This window comes from Terriglobia bacterium, assembly GCA_020072645.1.
In the GTDB taxonomy this organism is placed as follows: domain Bacteria; phylum Acidobacteriota; class Terriglobia; order Terriglobales; family Acidobacteriaceae; genus Angelobacter.
Map to the genome: position 1 here is coordinate 90877 of JAIQGK010000010.1, position 22672 is coordinate 113548.

Below are 22672 nucleotides of genomic sequence, written 5' to 3' on the forward strand. Positions count from 1 at the left end.
TTTGGGTACCCGTTCCCACCGCAGATTTCACGCACTCATTGAGCTGCCCTCGTGACCGTGTATCGCGAAGAATAGTTACCTGAGAACCACCAAGGAGTCCAATATTTCATGGCAAGATACATCAATACCCGCGTCCTAAGTCTCGCACTGGTCCTGGTCTGGGGAATTTCAGCCGCCCGCGCGCAGGCACCCGCCGCAGGCTCAGCTGCCGGCAATAAAGTAGGCATTGTTAGCATCCAGGACGCTATTGCCAACACCAATGAAGGCAAAAAAGAACTGGAAGCTTTGCAACAGAAGTTCGCTCCCCGCCAGGCAGCGTTACAGACCCAGAATGACGAACTGGAAAACATGAAAAAGCAACTCCAGGCGCAGGGTGACAAACTAAGTGACGAAGAGCGCAACAACCGCGTCCGGTCGGCCACTGAGAAGCAGAAGACCCTGCAAAGGAGCGCTGAAGATTTCCAGAATGAAGTACAGACAGCGGAGCAGGAAATCCTGAACCGGTTGGGCAAAAAGATGCTTGACGTGCTGGAGAAGTACGCAAGAACGAATGGCTACGCAGTGGTGATGGACGTTTCCAACCCGCAAACTCCAGTGCTGTACGCGAATCCGGGAACCAACATCACCAAGAACCTGATAGACGCTTACAACGCAGAGTCGCCGACGGCGGCGCCTGCGCCGAAACCAGCGGCAACCAAGCCGGCGGGCGCTGCTGCCGCACGGCCTCCGGCTTCCGGCGCAGCTACGCCCAAGAAGCCTTAAGCTTTCGGCGTTTGCTGGAACAGCCACGCCGCAACTAATCCAAGGAGCACGTAAAAAGCATGAGCATGGCACAACTCAAAACTCTGGCGCTGGGTTTCGGTCTGAGCGCCGTACTCGGCACGTTTGCCTGCGCACAGGGCGCAGCGGCACCATCCGCGAGCACTCCCTCAGCCGCGAACGCGCCATCCGCCAGCACCCCGGCGCCTACAGGGCCGGTGCCTACCAAGATTGGCGTGGTCAACATTCAGCAGGCGATTCAGGAATGCGCTGAAGGCAAGAAGGAAATTGACGCGCTGCAGCAGAGGTTCGCTCCCAAGCAGGTTGAACTCAAGCAACAGAGCGATGACGTTGAGGCACTGAAGAAGCAATATCAGGCTCAAGCGGACAAGTTAAGTGATGACGAAAAGAGCAGCCGGGCCAAAGCCATTGACACCAAGCAGAAGGCCTTGCAGAGAAATTATGAAGATGCTCAGGCTGAATTCCAGCAGGCAGAGCAGGACGTGATTAATCGCATTGGATCAAAAATGGTGAACGTGTTGGAGAAATACTCCAATGCCAACGGCTTTGCCGTGGTGCTGGATGTTTCCAACCCACAGACTTCGCCAGTGCTCTGGGCCACGCAGGGAACCGTTATCACCAAAGAGCTGGTGGACGCTTACGACAAAGAGAACCCAGCCGGCGCGACTGCTCCCGCAACCAAGCCAGCAGGCGCAGCAAAAGCGCCAGCCCAGCGCCCGGCGACAACTCCAACTCGTCCGGCAACAGCTTCTCCGACACCGAAGAAACCATAATTGTTCCTGAGAATCACACGGGCCGCCTGCGCAGGCGGCCTTTTTATTTTTGCCTACAACGGAACTTCGGCGGAACTCTCCGGTGTCAAATCACTTCCATGAGGTGAGAAAAATGTTTGGAGATACGCTGCTTGAATCTTCATCCGCGCCGCGCAAAGGAAAACGCTGGCCCATGGCAACTGCATTTACCGCGGAAGCAATCGTTGGAGGCTTGCTGGTAGTCATTCCACTGCTTTCAACTGGAGTCATACCGGTTTCCGCGCGGGTTCTAATCTATACGCCGGTGAAACCCGTAACTCTTGATCGAGTGGAAAGAGTCCGCACCGATCATGCGTCAGCTTCCGGTCCGGCGCGATCTGGGCCGAGAACAACGGCTGTTTTTACGTTCAATAATCACCAGAGCACAATTCCCGATCGTCCATGGTCCGTTCCAATCGGTGAACCACCTACGCCCGGACCTCAAGGAGGCGGTAACCAGACTGACAAGCAGCTCAGCGACTTCATGTCCGATGGTCCCAGCAAGACCAATGTGAAATTCGGCGGCCCCAAGCGCGTTACTTCACAGTTGTCTGAGGGGCAGCTTGTGAATCGTGTGGAACCGATCTATCCGCACATCGCGGCGGTCAGCGGGATTCAGGGCCAGGTAAAATTACATGCCATCATTGGCCGCGACGGCAAGATCCAGAGTTTGAATGCAATCAGTGGACATCCTTTGCTGCTGCACGCCGCGCTTGATGCCGTGGCGCAGTGGCGCTATCGCCCATATGTGTTGAACGGTGAGGCGGTTGAAGTGGAGACGTTCATCACCGTCAACTTCAAGAAAGAAATGCACTAAGCGTGAGGGCTGAGCGGGCAGGAGGCTGTGGAAAACTTTGTGCAAATGTGTCTGAGGCAGCAGAGTAGCACAATATTTTTCAATAACTTAAGCAATCTGCCCCACCAGCGCTGCACTTTATAAAACTCTTATTATCAACCTGTTAGACGGGGCGGCGCGTGAGCGCAGAGCTTGCACCACAAATGGGCATGTACTTTCGTGAAAAACAGGAGATTTGCACATTTACTGCGCGCAACTTTTCACTGGCCAGCTGCATCACGCGCCCTCGCCGACTTTGAGCACGGCAAGGAAGGCCTCCTGAGGGATGTCGACTTTGCCGATGCGCTTCATCCGCTTCTTGCCTTCTTTTTGTTTTTCCAGAAGCTTGCGTTTGCGCGAGATGTCACCGCCGTAACACTTGGCCAGCACGTTTTTGCGGATGGCCGCCACGGTTTCACGGGCAATAATCTTGGCCCCAATCGAGGCCTGAATGGCGACTTCAAACATCTGCCGCGGGATGAGTTCGCGCATCTTCGAGACGAGCGCGCGTCCGCGATCATAAGCGAAGTCGCGATGCACGATGATGGAGAGCGCGTCCACCGGATCGCCGGCCACCAGGATATCGAGCTTCACCATGGGCGACTCCCACGTCCCGGCAAGATGATAATCAAGCGACGCATAGCCACGCGAGATGGTCTTCAGCCGGTCATAAAAATCCAGCACGATTTCATTCAGCGGCAGCTCATAGGTCAGCATGACGCGGCTGGCGCTTACGTACTCAAAGCCTTTTTGCTTGCCGCGCTTGTCTTCCACCAGCTTGAGAATGCCGCCCACGTATTCTTCATTGGTCAGGATGGTGGCCAGAATCACCGGCTCTTCAATCTTGGCGATCTCACTCTGATTGGGCCAGCGTGAAGGATTATCGACTTGAACTTTCTCGCCGTCAGTCTTGGTAATGTCATAGCGCACGCCCGGCGCGGTGGTGATGAGCTCCAGGCCAAATTCGCGCTCAAGGCGTTCCTGAATAATTTCCATGTGGAGCAGGCCGAGAAAGCCGCAGCGGAAACCGAAGCCCAGCGCAGCGGAGCTTTCCGGCTCAAAGAAGAAAGAAGAATCATTGAGCCGCAGCTTTTCCAGCGCTTCACGAAGCGCGGTGTGCTCGTGCGCGTCCACGGTGTAGAGTCCGGCAAAGACCATGGGCTTGAGTTCTTCAAAGCCGGGAAGCGGCTCAATGGCCGGGCGCGCGTCGTCGGTGATGGTGTCGCCGATCTTGGTGTCAGAGACGGTTTTGTTGTTGGCGACGATGAATCCCACTTCGCCAGCCACCAGTTCGTCAATTTCCACCGGCTTGGGCGTGAGCACGCCAAGAGTTTCCACATCGAGCGTTTTGCCGTTCCACCACAGGCGCACTTTCATGCCCTTGCGCAGAGTTCCCTGAAAAAGCCGGGCCAGCACGATGACGCCGCGATAAGGATCGAACCATGAATCGAAGATCAGGGCCTGCAAAGGATTATCGGGATCGCCCTTGGGAGGAGGCAGGCGCTTGACGATGGCTTCCAGCAGCTCCGGCACGCCCAGCCCGCTCTTGGCGCTTACCAGCATGGCGTCTTTTGTGTCCAGGCCCACGGTCTGCTCGATCATTTCTTTGGCGCGCGGTATGTCGGCGCTGGGCAGATCAATCTTGTTGATGACCGGAATAATTTCCAGCCCGTGATTGATAGCCAAATAAGCGTTGGCCAAGGTCTGTGCTTCGACGCCCTGAGAAGCGTCCACTACGAGTAAAGCGCCCTCGCACGAGGCCAGCGAACGCGAAACTTCATAAGAAAAATCGACGTGGCCGGGGGTATCGATCAGGTTGAGCTGATATTCCTGCCCGTCCTTGGCTGTGTACTTCATCCGGACAGCGTGGGCCTTGATGGTGATGCCACGCTCACGCTCCAGATCCATAGCGTCTAGCACCTGTTCCTGCATCTCGCGCAGGGCGAGCGCTCCCGTCAGCTCCAGGAGCCGGTCAGAAAGCGTGGATTTGCCATGATCAATGTGGGCGATGATGGCAAAATTTCGGATGTGTGCGCGGTCCATGAGGATGGGCTTAGTCTTTCATTTTAGCATCTTGTAATCAGCAAATAGCATTCAGCCCTGAAACAGTCATGGGGGAAGTGTGGATGGGTAATTGCTAACTGGCGTTACCGATCATGCCCGGCGAACGCGAGTTTGCCGGCGTGTTTTTTCATCAGTTTTTGAAACGCCGGAGCGACACAATCTCGCGCAGAGCAATATGCACAGCCTCCGTCCGTGACTTGGCGCCAAGAGTTTTCGCTGCTTCGTCCACGAGCCGTGCGTTAATCTTACCGACGTTTTTGCAGCCATGCACTTCGAGTTTTATCATACTGGGGGAACATCCGTAGCGGGCTATTTGCTTCAGCCGTCCCGCTGAAGCAGGATCTGTTGTTGATGTACCCCTTTCCCGGCACTTGTCCTCGCTCTCCCGCGCTGCGGGATCGCTTCGGAGCCATGCCGGGCTATTCTCATCCGCGCCTGGTGTTCTGACCGAGTAGATTCAGAATTGGGATGAATCCTTTTTCCCGCCCCTAGAGTTATCGCGCGCAGCCGGGGGCGGCTGCGGTCCACAATAGTTTTAGGCGGACTCTTCAAGTATCATGCGGTCAGAGCACTAGCGGCGCTGGATTGTTTAAGCTGAATCTCCTCCAAGAAAGTCCATGACCAAACTCCGCTGCCCCTTGCATGAGTCTATGCCTGCATTTATGCTGCATGTTCCTGAACCACTGGAGGCTTCTTCCATGCGCCGTTTATTCATCGCTCTGATGGTCGTTAGCTGTGCCACATGTTTCGCCCAACCACAACCGCAGCCAACGATCAAAGATTTCATCCGCGTGCAGTCGCCGGTGATCGCGCTGGAACACGTGCGCGTGATTGACGGCACAGGGGCGGCGGCGAAGGCCGACCAGACGATCTTAATCTCCGATGGAAAAATTATGGCCATAGGCAACACGCTGCTTGTGCCGCCCAATGCGAACCGCATGGACATGAGCGGTTACTCCGCGCTGCCTGGGCTGGTGGGCATGCATGACCATCTTTTTTATCCGGGCGGCGGGAGCCTCTACCATGACATGCCTTTCAGCTTTCCGCGGCTCTATCTGGCGCTAGGTGTAACCACGATCCGGACGACCGGCAGCATGGAGCCTTATACCGACCTGGAAATCAAGAAAGCCGTGGACGCTGGAAAAACTCCCGGCCCCAAGATCAACGCCACCGGCCCCTACCTGGAAGGGGAAGAGAAGCCGCTGTTTCTGCTGCAACTGCACGGGCTCAGCGGCCCCGATGACGCCACGCGCACGGTGGAGTACTGGGTAGCGGAGGGCGCGCGCTCATTCAAGGTCTATAACTACCTGACGCGCGCGGAGTTGAAAGCGGTGGTGGATACGGCGCATAAGCACGGCATCAAGGTCACGGGGCATCTGTGTTCGATCGGGTTCCGTGAGGCGGCGGAGCTTGGCATTGACGATCTGGAGCATGGGCTTACGGTGGATACGGAATTTCATCCGGACAAGAAGCCAGATGTTTGTCCCAATCCAAACCAGGCGGTAGCTGCGGCTGCCAAACTGGAAGTAACGAGCGAGCCGATCCAGACGACGATCAAGATGCTTGTGGCGAAACATGTGGCTGTAACATCAACACTGCCGGTGTTTGAGCAGTTTGTGGCTTCGCGCCCGGACGTGCCGCAGAAGGCGCTGGATATGCTGAGCGACGAGGCCGCCAAGGCATACCACGCGAATCGCGCGCGCGTCGGGCAGAACCCGCAGAGCCCGTGGCCAACGATGTTCCAGCGCGAAATGGAATTTGAGCGAGCGTTTGTGAAAGCCGGAGGAACACTGCTTGCGGGCCTGGATCCTACGGGCCTGGGCGGCATCATTGCCGGCTTTGGCGATTTGCGCGAAGTTGAACTGCTGGCGGAATCAGGGTTTACGCCGCTGGAGTCGATCAAGATCGCCACGCTAAACGGCGCGCAATTTCTGGGCGTCGCCGACCAGGTTGGCTCGCTCGCACCGGGAAAGCAGGCGGACATCATGCTGGTGAAAGGCGATCCTTCAAGCAAAATCGCCGACATAGAAAATGTTGAGTTGGTGTTCAAGGACGGTGTGGGTTGGGACTCAAAGAAGCTGATTGATTCGGTGAAAGGGCAGGTGGGCGTGAGGTAAGCAGTCAGCAACCGGTAGTCAGCAGTCTGCCAAAGAAATCGCCGCAGATTTCCGCTGATGAACGCAGATCAAAACGGGTAGCCGCGAATCAACGGCGAAAGACGCGAATCAATTTCTGTTTTTGATTAGTTTTGATTCGCGAAATTCGTGGCTTGCTTTTTCACCGCATGTCTAGGCTCTCTACCCAAACGCTAACAGCGTAGCCATCCTCTTCTTCAGCCAGAGCTTTTTCCCATCCAGCGCCAAGTTCAGGAAGAGCAGAGGCGCCCTGAATTCGCGCGAAGACTTTGAGAGTGGGTTCTTCGCAGGGAATCTGCATGTGGATGATGCCGTCAATTAATTTGGCTTCGCAGGTCGGCTCGCAATCTTTCATGAATTTTTTGCGCAGCGCGAGCAGAGACGTGTACCAATCCAGCATTGGATTTTCACCCTGCGTTAGCTGCCAGTTGAGTTTTGATCGCTTGAAGGTCACGGAGTCCTGCGGATCAGGCACATGGTGGCCGGCAAAATCAAAGTCTTTGAACTCCTGCTGGCGGCCTTCGCGTACGGCCTGCTGCAAGATGGGATCGCCGTAGTCCGTAAAGAAGAGGAAAGGATTGGGCTCGTCATATTCCTGGCCCATAAAGAGCAACGGCGTTTCTGAAGCCAGCAGCAGAAGCGCCGCAGCAAGCATTCGAGCGCCGCGAGGGACAAGCGCAGTAAGCCTCTCACCCGTGGCGCGATTGCCGACTTGGTCATGGTTCTGGATGCAGATCACGTGCGCTGCGGCGGGCATGCCGGCGCTGCTCGTGCCGCGCGGGCGTCCACTCCAAAAATGGAACGGCTCACCCTGAAAGACGAAGCCGTGCGTGAGCGCGCGGGTGATTTGATCCGGGCGGCCGAAATCCTGGTAATAGCCTTTACGCTCACCGGTAAAGAACGCGTGGATGGCGTGATGAAAATCGTCACTCCAGATTGCGTCAAGTCCAAAGCCGCCGGCTTTAGGGGCGCGGACGATCTTAGTATCGTTTTCGTCGGTTTCAGCGATGACATAAACGTGGCGGCCGAGTTCACTGGCCAGGGCGGCAACGTCGGCTTTGATTTCAGCCAGAATGTGGCGTGACGAATCATCCTTGATGGTCTGTACCGCATCAAGCCGAAGGCCATCCATGTGATACTCACGCACCCAGTAAAGCGCGTTTTGCGCGAAATAACGGCGGACGCCTTCGCACCCGGGCTGATCGTAATTGATGGCTTCGCCCCACGGCGTTTGATGTTTGTCAGTGAAGTAAGGGCCAAACAGCCACAGGTAATTGCCTTCATTGCCCAAATGGTTGTAAACCACGTCAAGCATCACGGCCAAGCCGATGGCGTGTGCTGCATTGACCAGTCGCTTGAGGCCTTCAGGACCGCCATAACTGGCCTGGACCGCGTATGGTGAAACGCCATCATAACCCCAGTTACGTGTCCCGGGAAAAGCGGCGACCGGCATAATTTCGATCACGGTGACGCCAAGCTTTTTAAGGTAAGGCAGCTTGGTGATAGCTGCGTCGAACGTGCCTTGCGGCGTGAACGTGCCGATGTGGAGTTCATAGATTACGTAGTCGCGCAGCGGAAGGCCGCGCCAGGCGGAGTCAGTCCACGCGAATGTCTCAGGATCGACGATCTCCGTTGGCCCGTGAACGCCTTCCGGCAGCAGCCGCGATACGGGATCGGGCACAGGCTTGTTCTGGTCGACGATGTAAGAGTATCTGTCACCGGGGCGGGCAAAGGCCTGGAGTGAGAAGTAGCCGTCGGATGCTTGCATCGGCCAGTCGTGATTGCCTTGGTCGTTGTTCAGGCGTAGCGTGACGGTTTTTGCCGATGGCGCCCAGACGCGGAAGTCGCAGTTGTCGCCAGCGAGATGAGCACCGAGCATTTTAGACATTGCGTTGTTAGATACGGCGTTGCTAAGTGTATGGCTGCTCACGTATGTTGAGAAGGACCCAACAGCCTTCAGGATGCATCAACAAAAAAAGCCAGAATTGATTTTAGCTTCGTCTTCGCCGCGGCGTCAGGAGTTGCTGCGCGAAATCGGGATTCCGTTTCAGGTGCATGCCGCGAACATCAATGAAGACCAATTCGCCCACGAGCCGCCGATCGAATATGCGCTGCGGCTGGCGCGGGAAAAAGCGCAGGCAGTTGCAGCGCAGTATCCGCAGAGCTACGTGCTGGGCGCGGACACAATCGTCGTGATCGAGGGCGAAGTGCTGGGCAAGCCAATAGACCACGCTGACGCGATGCGCATCTTGCGGCGTCTTTCGGGGCGCAGCCATGAAGTCACGACAGCGGTAAGCCTGATTGCGCCGAGCGCAGTTTCTCCCAGCATAGTTCCATCGGAAACAGTCGCGCCCGGCACGCTCGCGGAGACGCGTGCCAGCACAACGAAAGTTTACTTTCGTGAAATTGCCGAAGCCGAGATTCAGCAGTATGTTGCCGGCGGTGAACCCATGGACAAAGCCGGAGCATACGCCATACAAGGCGGCGCATCACGCTGGACCGACCGCATCGAGGGGGAATTTTCCAATGTGGTGGGATTGCCTCTGTCTTTGGTGACAGAGATTTTAAAAACTACCGGGTTAATGAAAAGCTGATTATTTCTTTTCAGCAGGCTGAGCGGCACCCTCGCCATCTTTCATTGCGCCCTTGAAATTTTTGATCGCGTCGCCCAGGCCTTTGCCCAGATCGCCCAGCTTGCTAGGACCAAAAAATATCAATGCGATGACCAGAATGATCAGCAGCTCAGGTACACCAAGTTTTCCACCAAACATTGTTTTGCTCCGTCCAGGAAACACCGTGAAGCAGGCTTCCGTGGGTTTGTTATTAAGATTCATCACGATTGTAGGTCAACCAAACAGGGGAGTCAAAGAAACATTGAAAACTAAGGACTTTAAGTAACTCAATCTTAAGTTCTTTAATAAATCCTTATGTTTCATAGACTTTGGACCAACGTGGCGACTAAGGCGGTTCGCTTAGGCAGCTCCTGGATTACAACGGACTCATTAGGAGCGTGCGCCCCCTCGCCCAGCGCGCCCAGCCCGTCCAGGGTCGGTATGCCCAGTGCCGATGTAAAGTTTCCGTCTGATCCGCCGCCGGTAGAAGACTCCTCCAGCTTCCATCCCATGGTTGCGGCGATCTCTTGAGCCATGCCAAAAAGCCGCCCGGTGCCTTCCGTCCGTTCCATGGGTGGGCGATTGATTCCGCCACTCAGCTCAATAGCGCAATCCGGATCGAACGGCTTGAGCGCGGCAAATTTTTTTTCCAGCTCTGCGGCGTCAGCGGCGCGGGCAATGCGCAAGTCAACCTCAGCCCAGGCTTCCGCGGCAATCACGTTGCTGCGTGTTCCCCCCTGGATCACTCCGGGGTTCACCGTGATTCCGCGCGCGAGATCGGTAAATTTCACGATCTCCAGAAGCTGGCGCGCCAACTCAACAATGGCGCTGCGGCCTTTCTCAAAATCCACGCCAGAGTGGGATGCCCGGCCGCGCACGCGGATCGTCATGTCGCCCACGCCTTTGCGTGAAGTTTTTAGATGTCCCTGCGGACCCTGTGAAGGCTCCAGCACCAGCACAGCCTCACAGCTTTTGGCTGTGGCCTCCACGATCGGGCGGCCCGTGGTGCTGCCAACTTCTTCGTCGGTATCCAGCAGGATAGTTACGGGTCGATGCGCCGCGCCGGATTCTTTGAGCGCGCGCAAGGCAAAAATCATCATGGCAATTCCGGCCTTCATGTCATACACGCCGGGACCAAAAACGCGTTCAGCTTCCATGCGGAACGGCATCTTCGCCAGAGTGCCCATCGGCCAGACGGTATCAAAGTGTCCCAGGAGAAGTACGGGCTTGCCCACGCCGCCGGCAAATTCAGCTTTCAGGTGATTGCCCGCCGCTTCCTGCGGATAGAAAGTTACCTGTCCGCCCAGGCGTTCAAACACTTCCGCCAGGAATGCGCCCATGCGGTCCACCGCGGCTTTGTCGTCGCTGGGTGATTCAATCTCCACCATCTTCCGCAGCAGTGAAAGCATTTCGCTCTCATGCTGCTGGCAGAAAGCAAGGTGGGCAAGTGCGGTTTGGCTGGCGGCTTTGGTGGTCATATCCGCATGATAAATGCTCATTGTCTTTTCCCGACGTCCGAATCCCGATGTCCTTGATGTCCCTATCTCCCTGGATGTCGCAGCATTGTGAACACAATGCGGTAAACGTCTCTCCAGGTTGCGTAAAGAGTCTCGCCGCCTATTGGACATTCCACAATCCAAGCCAATTCCATGCGCCTGAAGTCTTCCCTCGTATCTATTTCATTTTTCGGAATTTTTTTCGAAGGGAGACTCCTCGAAATTGCGTTATGAAAATATTACGAGCAGAATTTAACGGAAGAGGTTCTCATGAAGCAGAAGAGAATGCCGCTGCAGACCATGCGGCCCGTTGGACATCCTTCCCCGTTTCCACCGCGACGCGATTATTCTTCGCTTTCGATCAAGGATCTGCTTGATGCGCGTGACGCCTATCATGTGTATCTCGCCAGCCTCGAAAATGTCGTCGGAACAGCAGTGGGCCGGTATCTTATTCACCATAAAGACTGGTATGCAGAGCATCCTCCGGATCAGCCGCGACCGGAAGGCTATCCGCGCGTCACGGAGCCCAGAACGCTGTTGAACTCCATTATTCGGCCATGGTCCTGGCCAGCCGTATTGGTCTTCGTGCGTGACTGGCAAGAAGCGGGAAAGCTCGGCTCCGAGCTTGTTCCCAGAACTCTGTACCTGCAGGATGGCCGCGCCATACCCACATGCGTGATTCTCGCCCAGCCTGATGAAGCGCCAGCTACACTGGCTCCAGGCCCTTCCTTCAACAGTTCCATGCTCGGCGGCGGTTATTCCTGCATGCGCCAGCATCAGGGCGAGCAGAGCCTAGGCACTTTCGCTTGCCTGATTCGTAAAGGCGGCTCCTACTACGCACTTACGAACCGTCACGTTGCAGGTGGGGAAGGCGAAGAGGTGCGCGCATTCATTCGCGGCGCGTACCAGCGTGTCGGAGTGACGTCAAGCATCGCCGTCGATCGTCAACTGATGAGCGGAGCATTCCCCAGTTGGGCCGGTTCGCGGACCTATCTCACGCTCGATGCAGGCCTTGTCCGTATCGACGACATACGCCAATGGACATCCCAGGCTTTTGGCATTGGCGAAATCGGAGAAATCTTTGATGCCACAGAGCAATCGATCACGCTTGACCTGATCGGCTGCCCGTTGCGAGCTTTCGGGGGTTCCAGCGGCGTTTCCGAAGGCGAAATCATGGCGCTTTTCTTCCGCTTTGCTTCGTCTGGTGGGTTCGATTACGCAACCGACCTGTTGATTGGCCCCAGAATGAATCAGGGTCCGGATCACCCGCTGACACAACCTGGTGATTCCGGGACTGTCTGGTACTACGATCCGCCCCAACAGGCGCAGCAAAAGGAGACAGAATCGCAGGATTTTGACGACCGGATGCTGCCGCCTGACCGTGGCAGACGCGCGCGCCGACTTCGGCCAGTGGCAATGCAGTGGGGCGGCCAGCGGTTTGTGGATTCGGCCGGGATTCGCAGCTCATTTGCTCTGGCCTCATTCATGTCCACAATTTGCCGATCTCTAGATGTGGAGGTGGTTCGCAATTGGAGCACGGGCCATGACGAGTATTGGGGGAAAATTGGTCACTTCAGTATCGGCTGGAAAGCTTGTGATCAGGTATCGGGCACTTTGAGTGAGCTCCTAAGAGCTAATCAGGAGCGGATAGGCTTTGACGATGAAACCATCAGCCAAGGCAAGGAGTTCCGAGTTGGACGCTCCGGCTTTGTTCCACTCGTTGACGTTCCAGATTACGTTATGGTCACACCAGGCTCAGGCCGCCCCAACGAGGCGATTCAGCACTTTGCCGACATCGACATTCAAGACATAAATGGCGGTCCATCGCTCTTGGACCGTTGCTTCAAAGATCCGAAGAACATCTCAGCCAAGGTTTGGAAGGATTATTTTGATGGCTTTGCCGCTCGTGGTGCAGGACCCGAAGAGGGGTGCCTCCCGTTTCGTGTCTGGCAAATATGGGAAGCTATGGTCGAGTACTTGAAAAATGGTGACGTTCTGCATTTTGTGGCTGCCGGCGGTATCATGGGCCACTATGTTGGGGATGCTTCACAGCCCTTACATTGTTCGTATCTGCATCACGGTGTCCCTCCCATGATGGAAGTGGATGGCCGGGAATACCCCTTTCCTCGTGATAGCGATGAGTTTGCGGCTTTCAAGAAAACCGCAGAGGCCAAAATCCATGGGATTTACGAGGAGCAAATGCTGGAGGTTGACACCGCAACCGCGCTGGCCGGCGTTGATGAGGCGCTGCAGAATGGCCACGAAGACGTGCCCGACATTGAGACCGGCCATGATGCGGGTATCGCGATCATCAAATTGATGCACGATGCACAAGGCCGGCTTTCTCCCATGGACATCATTAAAGCTGATGATCCGAGCCTTGGACCAACCGCCCGCTCAAAAGCTCTGTGGGAAAACAAAAAGGTGCGCGAAGCGACTATCCAATCGCTGGCTGATAGCGTGATGATTCTTGCTGCGCTCTGGTCCAGTGCATGGAAGGCCGGTAAAGGGAACAAGATCAGTAAATCGAAGATAAAGGAGTTCTCTGAAAAAGAACTGCAAAAGATCTACCGCAAAGAAAAAGACTTCATCCCGAGTCTGAGCCTTCAAGAAATGGCCGATAGCGGGGAATTCGAACCTCCAAAGTAGCTGGCGGGGAAGACGCAAGATGAAGCGCAATTCAGAATGGAGAAAAGGGAGAACCTGAACCGGATAAGGGTTCCGTAAGCAGAGCAAGTAGCAAGAGGCTCGCCACTACCACGGGCCATCGCGGTTCAATGGACCCTATCGGAGCCGGTTCTCTCATTGCTAGGCGACGTGCGATTCACGAGGACACTTCTCGCGCAGCGCCTCGCCCGCGGCGTGGTCCCGCCTGCCCCAGAATTTCCCAGGCGTTCAATTGGGCTCTCCATCAGAGGGTTGGCCATAATCCGGCTTGGGCAGCAGACGGTCGCGGTCGTAAGGCGGATCTTCGTGCGTGGGAATGGGATCATTGGGCCAATCCTTCTGCCACTGCTGGCGAAAGTCGTCGTCCGCGTAATACTTGAGGTAGAGCACCATATCCTGCTCGCTGCAGCCGCCAAGCAACTGGATGTGATACGCGGAATTCGCACCCAGCGCCAATGCCTTTGTTTCTTCCCGCAGGGAATTGGTCCACAGATGGGTGTAGAGTTCGCGGTCACTGAGATGATCTGTCTGTTCTACAAACACACGAAGCAAGGCGAGCTTTTGGATTATGTCCCATAGTGTTGCCGTCAGTTCCTCATCCGTGAGCGAATCCGGCGGTGGGAGTAACACGCCCGCGTTCTCAAGCTGCTGGAAGTGGGTCGTCCAGGGAGCTTCCTCGTAGTCCACAACGTGTTTCCAAAATCCTTCTTCCACTTCGGCGGGCAGCCCAGAGGGATAGTCGTCCAGCGTGCCAACCGTCATCTGGCCGCCGCAAAGCTCTTCTGCGCGGCGTTTCAAGTCTTCGATTCTCTCTTCCGGGGTTCCCTTCTTCCGGTCATCCTCAGCTTTAGGCTTTACAGCTTTGGGCTTTGCTTTGGGTTTTGCTGCTTTGCGCTTTGCCACTTTAGGCTTAGGCTTTGCCATTTGTTATCTCCGGCGTGGAGCGATGGCGCACAGGTCCGCGCTGCACCGCTCAGCAGTCAAAAAATTAAAGATAAAAGACAAAAGTTACGCGGGAAATCCTACACGAGCTCGGGTCGGCTTTCTACCGACACAACAGCGCAAGTTCAGAGTCTATATCCGCGATCATCCGCGCAAATCCGCGGTAGAGCTGCCCGATCATCTGATCTCCTGGTCACGCGCGATCATCCGATCTGCGTTTTCTCCGTGTCTCAGCGACTCCGTGGCAGGTTTGCCCGCTGCCCTCATCCGCCACTTTCACGCTTCTATCGAAACATAGCTGGCATCTGGATCAGCTTCTTCCGGCAACTGCTGGTCTTTGGCCGGGGATGCGAGGTAGTCACTCAAGGAAGGAAATTCTGACTGTCTTGCTTCGAGCATCTGCCGTGATGATCCTTCCGGCGAGGTCAGAAAAGCCAGGAATTTTTCCTGCACATGAAGACCGGCATTGGCTGCGTCGAGCCAGAGGAACTGTCCACCTTCATTGACTTCAAGGAACCACCACCGGTCCTGATTGTCGATGGCGAAGTCAAAGCTGCCGCAGGCGATACCGGATTTGGCCGCGAACGCCAGCACGGATTTTTCAACCTCCGGCGGTGTGATGACGGCTTCTACTCTCACTAAGCCTTGCGTGGCGTCCCCGCGCCAGTCGAGCGCGCCCTTGAGGCTGTGAAGAGCATAGGAATACACTGCCGCGCCCAGCAGTACCATGCGTACGTCGAATTTCTTGACGACCAACTCCTGGTAGATGGCAGGCGCGTAGGTGAGCACTTCGTCGCTGGGCAGCTTGTCCGCGCTGAGTTCAAAAGTCTCAGTAACCATCACCGGGCCACCCTGCTCTTTTTCCCAGATGTGCGTGGAGAAGGTCTTGCAGATCATCCGTTGAGGATTGCCGCGAAAATACTCTCGTACGGCTTGCGGCGAGTTGGTCATCAACGTCCGGGGCACGTTCATGCCGCAGGCGCGGGCCAGCACGAGCTGGACGGATTTATTGGTGATGAAGCGCGAGGCCGCGTATTTGTTGACCACGCGCACTGGCAAAGCTTCAAGAAGATACATCAGAGAATCAAAAAACGAGCGGTATTCATTGGCTGCAAACTTTGCGTCTTCAGGGGCCGTTTGCGGATTGGGCTTGGGGTCCACTGGCTTGCGAATCCAAACCACGTCGCCGGACTCAACCAGATGATGGCCAAATTTGAGCTGCGTATTCGCGAGCAAAGAGATGGATGCCTGTTTGGTCTCTGCCCATCCCAGGCCCGCCCAGCAGGCCACGGAGTACCCGGCTTGCTCCAGCGCCCACTTCAACGGGGCGGTATGACTATCATTCTCCGGAGCGGTGATCAATATCTTCATCTTTTTCTTCCCTCTTAAGCTGCAGCGGACGGCGCGATTGGACACCGTCCGCGCAGGATTCCTTGCTTTGATTTTGCGCGGGCAATTCATGAGGCGGACGCCCGCGCAAGTTTCGGATCAACCTGTCGTATCACCATCGCAGCCGACCGTCCCCGGGCGGGGGATGGTGCATACGGTGAGCGTCGAGAAACCGCCGACCACATGGTCGGCTTCGCTAGGCGCCAACTCTTTGGCGCCCTGACGGCCCAGTACTCTATTGTCATTGTTCATGTGCTTTTTCCTTTCGTGTCCACCGCAAGTTGAAGTTAGCCCACCGTGTCGCAGTCCTTGGTTCCAAGAGTGGGATTCCAGGAACAGATCGTCAACGTGTTGATATTGCCGCTGACATGCTCAACTTCCGCCGGGGTCAGCTCACGTGCGTTTTGGCGGCTCAGTACTCTGGTGCTTTCTTTCATAGTCTTTTCCTTTCCTTTTTTTGATGTAGTTGTGGTGTGCCGATGGATGCGACACTTTCCATTGAAGATAGCGAGTGATCGATCTCACTGCGGCTATCGCCATCGGCGAAGCCGGTGACGGTGATCAGTGGACAATGGCACCGTGCAAACGGTGGTTTGGACTGCGCCAGGACCGTTGGACGGCTTCCAATTCCATGATGCCATCTCCCGCGCGAGCCAGATAAGAATTCTATAAGTCTATCCGGCCAAACCCGCGAAATTCAAGGAATTGGAGACGTAGAAAGCGCTCTGGAGTGCCAAATCAGACACGCCGATAAGTGCCATATTGGAGCCGTTTTACGAGAGGGAAGCCGGAAACAAACTGCTTACCGGCCGGGTGGCTCGATGGTGATTCCCTGGTTCCAGTCTGTGAACCTGGCGAAGACGCTTCCGTCCCGGGCCTTGAAATCGCGCGGCAAATGGTCGTCCAGGCCGAGGCAGACGGTATAAACATTGTCCACTGTCCACTCGCGGCAGCTTTCTCCTTCTGCTGTGCGCTGCGCGCCGCGAGCGAATGAGGCGTGATGCCGCACCGCACGGTCAAATTCAGCGGTGATGGCCATGGCTTTGGCTACAGCACTGCCAAACAGTACAGGCTGATCTTTGCTGAAGAGGCACGGGTTGGGAGTGTAACCTTTGTCGCTCGAGGGCAACCCGTCTGTCCACCACTGGTCGCCCACGCGAATGGTGTGCCCTGCCTGCGCCCCGGTCAGCGCAAGGTCTTCGCGGTCCGGACAAACCACCGCCACTTTGCCCCACAACCCTGCGCCGTTTGCGGAATGCATCTCCAGTGAAACTCTCCAGCTTCTGGCGGCATGCAGCGCCTCATTGGCTTGCGCGATCTCGGGATCGACCCGCAGCGAATAGAACACGCCAAGCAGGACCAGCAGTACTAGCGCCGCGGCCATCCCAAGCAGTTTCAATGTCACTGGCGCAGTTCCGCCGGAGGGTCGATGGGAAGCGGCTTGTTCCAGTTGGTAAGGACCATCTGCATGGAGTTTTCCGCAGTACGCATGCGCCGGGGAAGATTGTCGTCAGGATTGATGCAGTAATCGAAACTCTTCTCCGTACCATTGGGTTGATGGAAAGTTACTTTCCATTGGCGGCAGGGCTCGCCGGAGACCTCGTCCATCTCCCCTTTTTCAATGCGTGCCAGCGCGCGAATCAATTTAAATGCAGGCCAGGGCGCGGCCTGTACCGCTGAAGGAGCTCCTGCGCAACCAGGTGCGAGGCGGCCGCTGATGCCGGGAAGCGCGCCCCAGGCTCCGGTTGAGGGTGATTTTAGATACTCTGCCGCGCCAATGGTAATTCGGTCCGTCTCCGGATAGGGTTGCGAATTGGGCGGAGGATCCAGGAATGTGGTCCTTGTGATCATATGTGATCTGTCTGGGCACGCGATTTCAAGCAGGTTGTACCACGATGTGGCTTTGTCATGTCCCGTCAGTTCCAAACGGTAACTCTGCGCATTGTTCAGCGCAGCTTCAGTTTTCAGAAACTGCTGCTCGCCTGCGCTGGGCCTGAAGAATGAGTATCCCAACCCAACCAGAAGAAGGATGGGAGCTATACGAATCAGAAAGTACTTGAGCACGATGCACGTCCTTGCCGCGTCAATTGCGTGCCTTAATTTGCCCCAGAGTGATGAATCTTGAAAAGTTACGTTGGTTTCCCGAGGCAATAAGGACGAGCTCGGATCCGCGTCCATCCGCGGTAGATTGGTTCCAAACAAAAACGGCAGCCCGGGTACGAGCTGCCGTTCTTCCGACGAAGGAGCGCCCTCAGAGCGCCTTGGAGAAAGTCGATTTACTGCACGTTAACGTTTTCCGTCAGGCGATAAAGCTTGCCTGCCGTGTCCCACGCCTGCACCACCAGAATGTGAGTGCCTTTGGCAGCGGAAATCTGCTGGTCAAAGGTCGGCCCGGAAGAAGCGCCCACTAAAGCGCCGTCAAGATAAGCCTTCATGGCCGTGATCGATGCCGTATTGTTCTGCACGCTGGCATCCACCCGGAACGGCGATTGCACATCGTCCCCATCATTAGGAGTGGTCTGATAGATGCCCGGGTTGCAAGTGCTGCCTTTGGGCGGGCAGTCAGCCTCATAATATGTCTTGATGCCTACGCTGCTCTTGTAAACGGTGTTGTTGGTGTCCCAGGCCACCACGGTCAGGGTATGGCTGCCGGGAGAGCTGCTGATGCCGCCGGCGACCACGCTGCTTTGTCCGGACGCAGGCGCGAAATCGAAAACGTCAGTGCTGTCCACGTACGCTCGAACAAATTTGATGGCGGTGTTGCCCTTAAAACCGGCGGTAAAGGCAATATTCTGTGAGATCACCGAACCGGTGGTTGGAGCGCAGATGCGAACGCCCACGCCGGTGACCGGGCAGCTAAAGGGCAGATTGCCGGTGACGCTGAAGTATTCTGCCGCCTGATAAAGCCGGCCAAAGTCGTCCCATGCATTGATGACCAGATGATGCGTGCCGTTGGAGACGCCCCCCTCAAACAAGCTGAGCGAACCGCCGCCATTCTGGAAGATCAGCTTGCCATCAATATAAACCTTCATGTTGGTAATGCTGCCAGAAGTCGGGTTGGCCGTGGCTTCAAAGTGCGGTACCTGGTAAACGGTGGAGTTGGCGCTGGGCTGGCAAATGGCCAGATGGCCGCTGGCCGGTTCAGGACAGGCAGCGGATGCTTGCAAAGAAACGCATAATGCGAACGCGACGACTGTGAAGCTGATCTTGAGATTAGGCAGGGATGGGAACTTCATGACTGATGGGGCCCCTTGAAAAACCGGAAATTTGAAAGATCGTGATGCATGGGTAAAAGCAATTCAAAAGCCAAGTTGCTGCTCTCTGAAATTTTCTTCAGCGAGCAGAGTAGCTCCTCAAAAAGGACAAAAGTGAGCACCAAAGTGCTCAAGGAGAGTAGATAAAGGATTACCGGGGAAGGTTGAATATCGTCAACTCTTTGTTGAAATCCAGCCGCTGCCGGGAAGGGACAATTCCACCGAAGCCGCCCGAATTCATCTCGTCGCAGCCCCCAATACTTCTAAGCGATACCACCGCCCGCACAATTTTGTCGCTGTTCGTCAGCTATCAGGGGTCGAGGCATCTGCCGCATGCCGTTAGCTGCGATGCTTTATTGAGCAAAGTCCTGCCGCGGCAATTGTCGGCCTCTAGGCCAAGCCGAGGCACATGCCAATCGCAAAACTTCGTCATGGAAGCACCCACGGATAAAGAGAAACGATGTTGAAGCAGGCTGCTGCAAATGCCCGTCCACTGATACAATACCTGCAGCCGCAAAAACTCCGGAGAGGTGGCCGAGTGGCTGAAGGCGGCGGTTTGCTAAACCGTTATAGGGGCTAACACCTCTATCGGGGGTTCGAATCCCCCCCTCTCCGCCAGAATCTGTAAGTCCTTCCAGCAGAGCAATTTCTAGAAGTGCCAAGGTTTCTTCACTGCAACACGATTGTCGGCGATTCGGCCGCCGGTTGCATACTGGTTGCATAAATCGCTTCCAGTGTGCGCATTGCGGCAGTGGCATCCAAACTGACCGACTTTACATAGGCATTCATCGTGGTGCTGAGATTCGAATGCCGCAGTATGGCCTGAATGACTTTGTCCTTCACGCCAAGCCGGTAAAGATTGGTTGCCAGACCCCTGCGGAAAGCATGCCAGCCGTGCCACTGGATGCCGGCTTTCCCCAGCATTGGTTTGATGACCTCAAACGCCAGCATGTCAAAGTTCATCGGGCGTCCAAGACTGTTTGGGAACATTAGGCCGCTTGTCGGATTCCCGGCGGCCTGCCGCTTCTGCTCGAGGAACCGTGCCAAAGGTGCGATCACCGGAATGGGCGCCGAACTCTTGGCTGTCTTGGGCTCACCGATATGACCCCGCCAAACCGACTGGGTAATCCGGATCTGCTCGCCGTCGTAGTTCTCCCACTGGAAACCCCTGAGCTCTCCCTTGCGTGCGCCGGTGAATGCAGCCGCCGCAACAATGGGAGCAATGCCTGGTGGGACCACGACCAACATCCGCATGATCTCCTCAAGCGAGTAAGCGTGGGTTTCCGCGCTTGCTCGCGCCTTGGGGATCGGCACATCCCGCATGGGATTCGGCGAGTTCAGTATCCCGATGCGCCGGGCATAGCTGAACACTCCGCTCAACATGTTCTTGATGTGCCCCAAGGTCCTCCGCGTCAAATCCTCGCTACGAGCGATGTCCAACAAGAGCTGTTCACCCTCAACCGGCCTGAAATCTCGCATTGCGATTTCTGTCCGAGGTTTCAGGTATCGCAGCCACATATTCTTGTAGCCGCGGTAAGTGGATGGGCGCTTTTGCTCTTCGATGTATGGCAAGTAGCGGTTATCGACGAAAGTTTCCAAGGTCATAGTGCTTTCCGGTGTGTGAGTGCCATCATTAAAGGGCTGCAGAAATTCTGCTGCGAGCACCTGCGCTGCACGCTTGCTTCGGTACTGCCCCGAAGCTGCACAGAGCTTTTTGCATTTCTGTAAGCGAACTGCCTCGCCGCCCTGCAAAACGTTGTCATAGTAGCGGAGATACCAGTTATCTCCTTTGCGAAAAACATAGCCTGACTGATGACGAGTCCGTTTCATTGCTTCTCCTTTCCACGGCCTCGCCCCATATCCCTGTTGTTAGCACCAACTATACGCCTTTCCGCCCAGGCGTCCAGCTCAGGGCTGCCCCACCGGAACCTCACGTACTTACCAAACCTCACATGCGGCAAAGGATCTTCCGCGCGCTGGCGCACACGCTCACGAACCCAGGTTTCTGGCACATTCCAGCGAGAGGCGAGCTGTTTGCTGTCAATGAATTGGTACTCTGCCATATGCTCCTCTTGAATTGCTCATCCGTTCTGCCGATCAAAGGTGCTCTTCTTTTTTGGTCATACCGAGGGGTGTTCGCTGCTAGGGCATTAAGTTTCAGGCGTAAATGGTCGCAACTTATGCAAATGTGTTCACTTGCTCTGCTCTGCGATGTATTCTTGTGCTCGGGCCTCAGCTTCCCATTTCTTCTCGGCCAACTGCTGGTCTGTGAGCGGCGGCGGAAAGTTGTAAGGCTTCTTCGATTCAGACTGAGATTTTTTCTTTGCCTGGTCTTCCGTGAGTGCAGTTCTAAGTTGGGTACCCGCGGTTAAAGTGCCCGTCCGCAGTTCGCGCCGGGTGTTCAAGGCGCGCCGTTTCGTCCACTCTTCTGGCGATGGTGTAGTTTGTCTCATTGCGAGTTCGGGCAGGAGGTGATGCAAGTCCTCGGGAAGCTGCAAAGGGAAGCATTTAGTGGACTCATATGCCTTATAACCGGCTAAGAAATCATCGCGCCTGAAATGAAGTTCACTACCCGGAGTTTGTTCGATCGCCTTTAACCCTCCCGCGAATCGGACCGCATAGGTAATCTTCGGCGGTAACTTTGGGGGATACTCCATGATCAATTCGCCAGTGGTCTCATGCCGGCCTCGATAAATCCCGCGGCCTTCGCTTCCGTAGCAGCCGAGATAGCTGATCACAGTGAGCCACGCTTGCTGGGCTTCCGATTCTTGAGTCTTTTCCTGGTTTAGGCCTGCACGCTCACGGATATCCGCAAGTGTTGGGGTAAATCTACATTCCCGAATACAAGCGCTGATTAATGCGTCAAATGCTGCCCCTCCAATCCGCCTAAAGATCAGTTCGAACTCTGAAAGGTAAAGATCATTTGCTTCCACAGTCAGCGGCTGCCCCGGAAATGCACTCTGCAATGTTGCTAATCTTTTCGCCAGCCATGCGTCCAGTTCGTCTCCGCTCGAGGGCGGTGTTGAGGTTGCTGGCAATAGCTTCCGTTTTGCCTGTTCCATATTTTCCTTCTTTGCTTTGACCGAGAGGCTTGCCATACCTATTCAGAGGCCCTTCGGAAAATTCCAAAATTGTGCCGATCCAGCGGTAAATTTCTTCAGCTGCACTGACCTCTCCGGCTGCGACACTTTGAGCGCGATAGCCTAGGCAGCGTTGGAAGGTTTCTAGGGTGGTGTTTGGGTGCTCTCGCAGCCATATATCCAGGTTCCTGAAATCCTTCGCGGTTGGCTGAAAAGTATCGCGGCCGCTCAAACGCTCCCGGTAGATCTTCAGGTATTCGATAAAACGTCGACGTCGATAGTTGGGTGTCGCCTCATGCGACAATGTTATTTTTCTTTTGATATTTTCTTTTGATAGTTTCTTTTGTTGGTTTACTGAGTGACCCCCAAAGGGTTCATTCTGTGGACCCGAGACAGCTGATTCAGTCGAAGGGTTAACTGAGTTTCGGGGTCCACTTAGTGGACCCCTTTTCTTGGCGGTTCTGGAGTTTTCCCGGAGGTAGGTAAGAACATTTATAGGCGCACAATTCAAATTAATCTTCCACATGTGCCCGAGTTGGCGTCCGGTTCTGGAATCTTTTGCCATGGGCCCCTTCTGCAACAGGCCGGCTGCGGCGAGCATCTCGCACCGTTCCGAACACCATTTGT

19 protein-coding genes and 1 tRNA gene are annotated in these 22672 nt (G+C 55.6%); 7 read left to right on the forward strand and 13 right to left on the reverse strand.

Features of this window, described 5'->3' with window-relative positions:
* Positions 1-108 precede the first annotated feature (108 nt).
* From LAO76_15005 to LAO76_15015, 3 genes are all read left to right on the forward strand, one after another.
* Entirely contained in the window at positions 109-762 is a 654-nt protein-coding gene (locus LAO76_15005; GenBank protein MBZ5492236.1) for an OmpH family outer membrane protein, read from the forward strand.
* Between the two features lie 65 nt (positions 763-827).
* Complete coding sequence (locus LAO76_15010; protein MBZ5492237.1) at positions 828-1553, forward strand: OmpH family outer membrane protein; 726 nt, start codon at positions 828-830, stop codon at positions 1551-1553.
* Positions 1554-1725: 172 nt separating this feature from the next.
* Positions 1726-2388 (forward strand): energy transducer TonB, encoded by a 663-nt coding sequence (locus tag LAO76_15015; GenBank protein ID MBZ5492238.1) that lies wholly within the window; start codon positions 1726-1728, stop codon positions 2386-2388.
* A 255-nt stretch (positions 2389-2643) separates the two neighbouring features.
* Here LAO76_15015 and lepA read toward each other — a convergent pair whose 3' ends face one another.
* Positions 2644-4449 (reverse strand): translation elongation factor 4, encoded by a 1806-nt coding sequence (lepA, locus tag LAO76_15020; GenBank protein ID MBZ5492239.1) that lies wholly within the window; start codon positions 4447-4449, stop codon positions 2644-2646.
* Between the two features lie 719 nt (positions 4450-5168).
* Between lepA and LAO76_15025 the strand changes: the two genes are divergently transcribed.
* Positions 5169-6587 carry an amidohydrolase family protein gene (locus tag LAO76_15025; GenBank protein ID MBZ5492240.1) on the forward strand — a complete coding sequence of 473 codons (1419 nt, stop codon included), beginning with the start codon at positions 5169-5171 and terminating at the stop codon, positions 6585-6587.
* Between the two features lie 160 nt (positions 6588-6747).
* On the opposite strand, the gene treZ is transcribed toward LAO76_15025, so the two are convergent.
* The gene (treZ, locus tag LAO76_15030) at positions 6748-8493 is read right to left on the reverse strand and encodes a malto-oligosyltrehalose trehalohydrolase (protein MBZ5492241.1); all 1746 of its coding nucleotides are present in this window, start codon (positions 8491-8493) and stop codon (positions 6748-6750) included.
* Positions 8494-8566: 73 nt separating this feature from the next.
* On the opposite strand from treZ, the gene LAO76_15035 reads away from it, so the two are divergent.
* On the forward strand, positions 8567-9199 hold the full coding sequence (locus LAO76_15035) for a Maf family protein (protein ID MBZ5492242.1): 633 nt from the start codon (positions 8567-8569) through the stop codon (positions 9197-9199).
* On the opposite strand, the gene tatA is transcribed toward LAO76_15035, so the two are convergent.
* On the reverse strand, positions 9200-9376 hold the full coding sequence (tatA, locus tag LAO76_15040; GenBank protein MBZ5492243.1) for a twin-arginine translocase TatA/TatE family subunit: 177 nt from the start codon (positions 9374-9376) through the stop codon (positions 9200-9202).
* 161 nt (positions 9377-9537) lie between these two features.
* Positions 9538-10626, reverse strand: a complete 1089-nt coding sequence (locus tag LAO76_15045; protein ID MBZ5492244.1) for a M20 family metallopeptidase — start codon at positions 10624-10626, stop codon at positions 9538-9540.
* A 357-nt stretch (positions 10627-10983) separates the two neighbouring features.
* On the opposite strand from LAO76_15045, the gene LAO76_15050 reads away from it, so the two are divergent.
* Positions 10984-13362 (forward strand): hypothetical protein, encoded by a 2379-nt coding sequence (locus tag LAO76_15050; protein MBZ5492245.1) that lies wholly within the window; start codon positions 10984-10986, stop codon positions 13360-13362.
* Between the two features lie 246 nt (positions 13363-13608).
* Here the strand turns inward: LAO76_15050 and LAO76_15055 are convergent, their stop codons facing one another.
* The 6 genes from LAO76_15055 to LAO76_15080 all read right to left on the reverse strand — a co-directional run bounded on the left by LAO76_15055 (position 13609) and on the right by LAO76_15080 (position 18947).
* The gene (locus LAO76_15055; GenBank protein MBZ5492246.1) at positions 13609-14304 is read right to left on the reverse strand and encodes a hypothetical protein; all 696 of its coding nucleotides are present in this window, start codon (positions 14302-14304) and stop codon (positions 13609-13611) included.
* 294 nt (positions 14305-14598) lie between these two features.
* Positions 14599-15693 carry a hypothetical protein gene (locus LAO76_15060; GenBank protein ID MBZ5492247.1) on the reverse strand — a complete coding sequence of 365 codons (1095 nt, stop codon included), beginning with the start codon at positions 15691-15693 and terminating at the stop codon, positions 14599-14601.
* Positions 15694-15998: 305 nt separating this feature from the next.
* On the reverse strand, positions 15999-16148 hold the full coding sequence (locus LAO76_15065) for a hypothetical protein (GenBank protein ID MBZ5492248.1): 150 nt from the start codon (positions 16146-16148) through the stop codon (positions 15999-16001).
* A gap of 365 nt (positions 16149-16513) precedes the next feature.
* Complete coding sequence (locus LAO76_15070; GenBank protein MBZ5492249.1) at positions 16514-17116, reverse strand: hypothetical protein; 603 nt, start codon at positions 17114-17116, stop codon at positions 16514-16516.
* Positions 17113-17775 (reverse strand): hypothetical protein, encoded by a 663-nt coding sequence (locus tag LAO76_15075; protein ID MBZ5492250.1) that lies wholly within the window; start codon positions 17773-17775, stop codon positions 17113-17115. The genes LAO76_15070 and LAO76_15075 overlap by 4 nt, the downstream gene beginning before the upstream one ends.
* 212 nt (positions 17776-17987) lie before the next feature.
* Positions 17988-18947, reverse strand: a complete 960-nt coding sequence (locus LAO76_15080; protein MBZ5492251.1) for a hypothetical protein — start codon at positions 18945-18947, stop codon at positions 17988-17990.
* A gap of 542 nt (positions 18948-19489) precedes the next feature.
* On the opposite strand from LAO76_15080, the gene LAO76_15085 reads away from it, so the two are divergent.
* Positions 19490-19583: transfer RNA gene (locus LAO76_15085), tRNA-Ser, on the forward strand.
* A gap of 51 nt (positions 19584-19634) precedes the next feature.
* Here the strand turns inward: LAO76_15085 and LAO76_15090 are convergent.
* From LAO76_15090 to LAO76_15100, 3 genes are all read right to left on the reverse strand, one after another.
* Complete coding sequence (locus LAO76_15090; GenBank protein MBZ5492252.1) at positions 19635-20795, reverse strand: tyrosine-type recombinase/integrase; 1161 nt, start codon at positions 20793-20795, stop codon at positions 19635-19637.
* 362 nt (positions 20796-21157) lie between these two features.
* Positions 21158-21898, reverse strand: a complete 741-nt coding sequence (locus tag LAO76_15095; GenBank protein ID MBZ5492253.1) for a hypothetical protein — start codon at positions 21896-21898, stop codon at positions 21158-21160.
* Positions 21885-22610 (reverse strand): hypothetical protein, encoded by a 726-nt coding sequence (locus tag LAO76_15100; GenBank protein MBZ5492254.1) that lies wholly within the window; start codon positions 22608-22610, stop codon positions 21885-21887. Before LAO76_15100 ends, LAO76_15095 begins: the two co-directional genes overlap by 14 nt.
* Positions 22611-22672 lie beyond the last annotated feature (62 nt).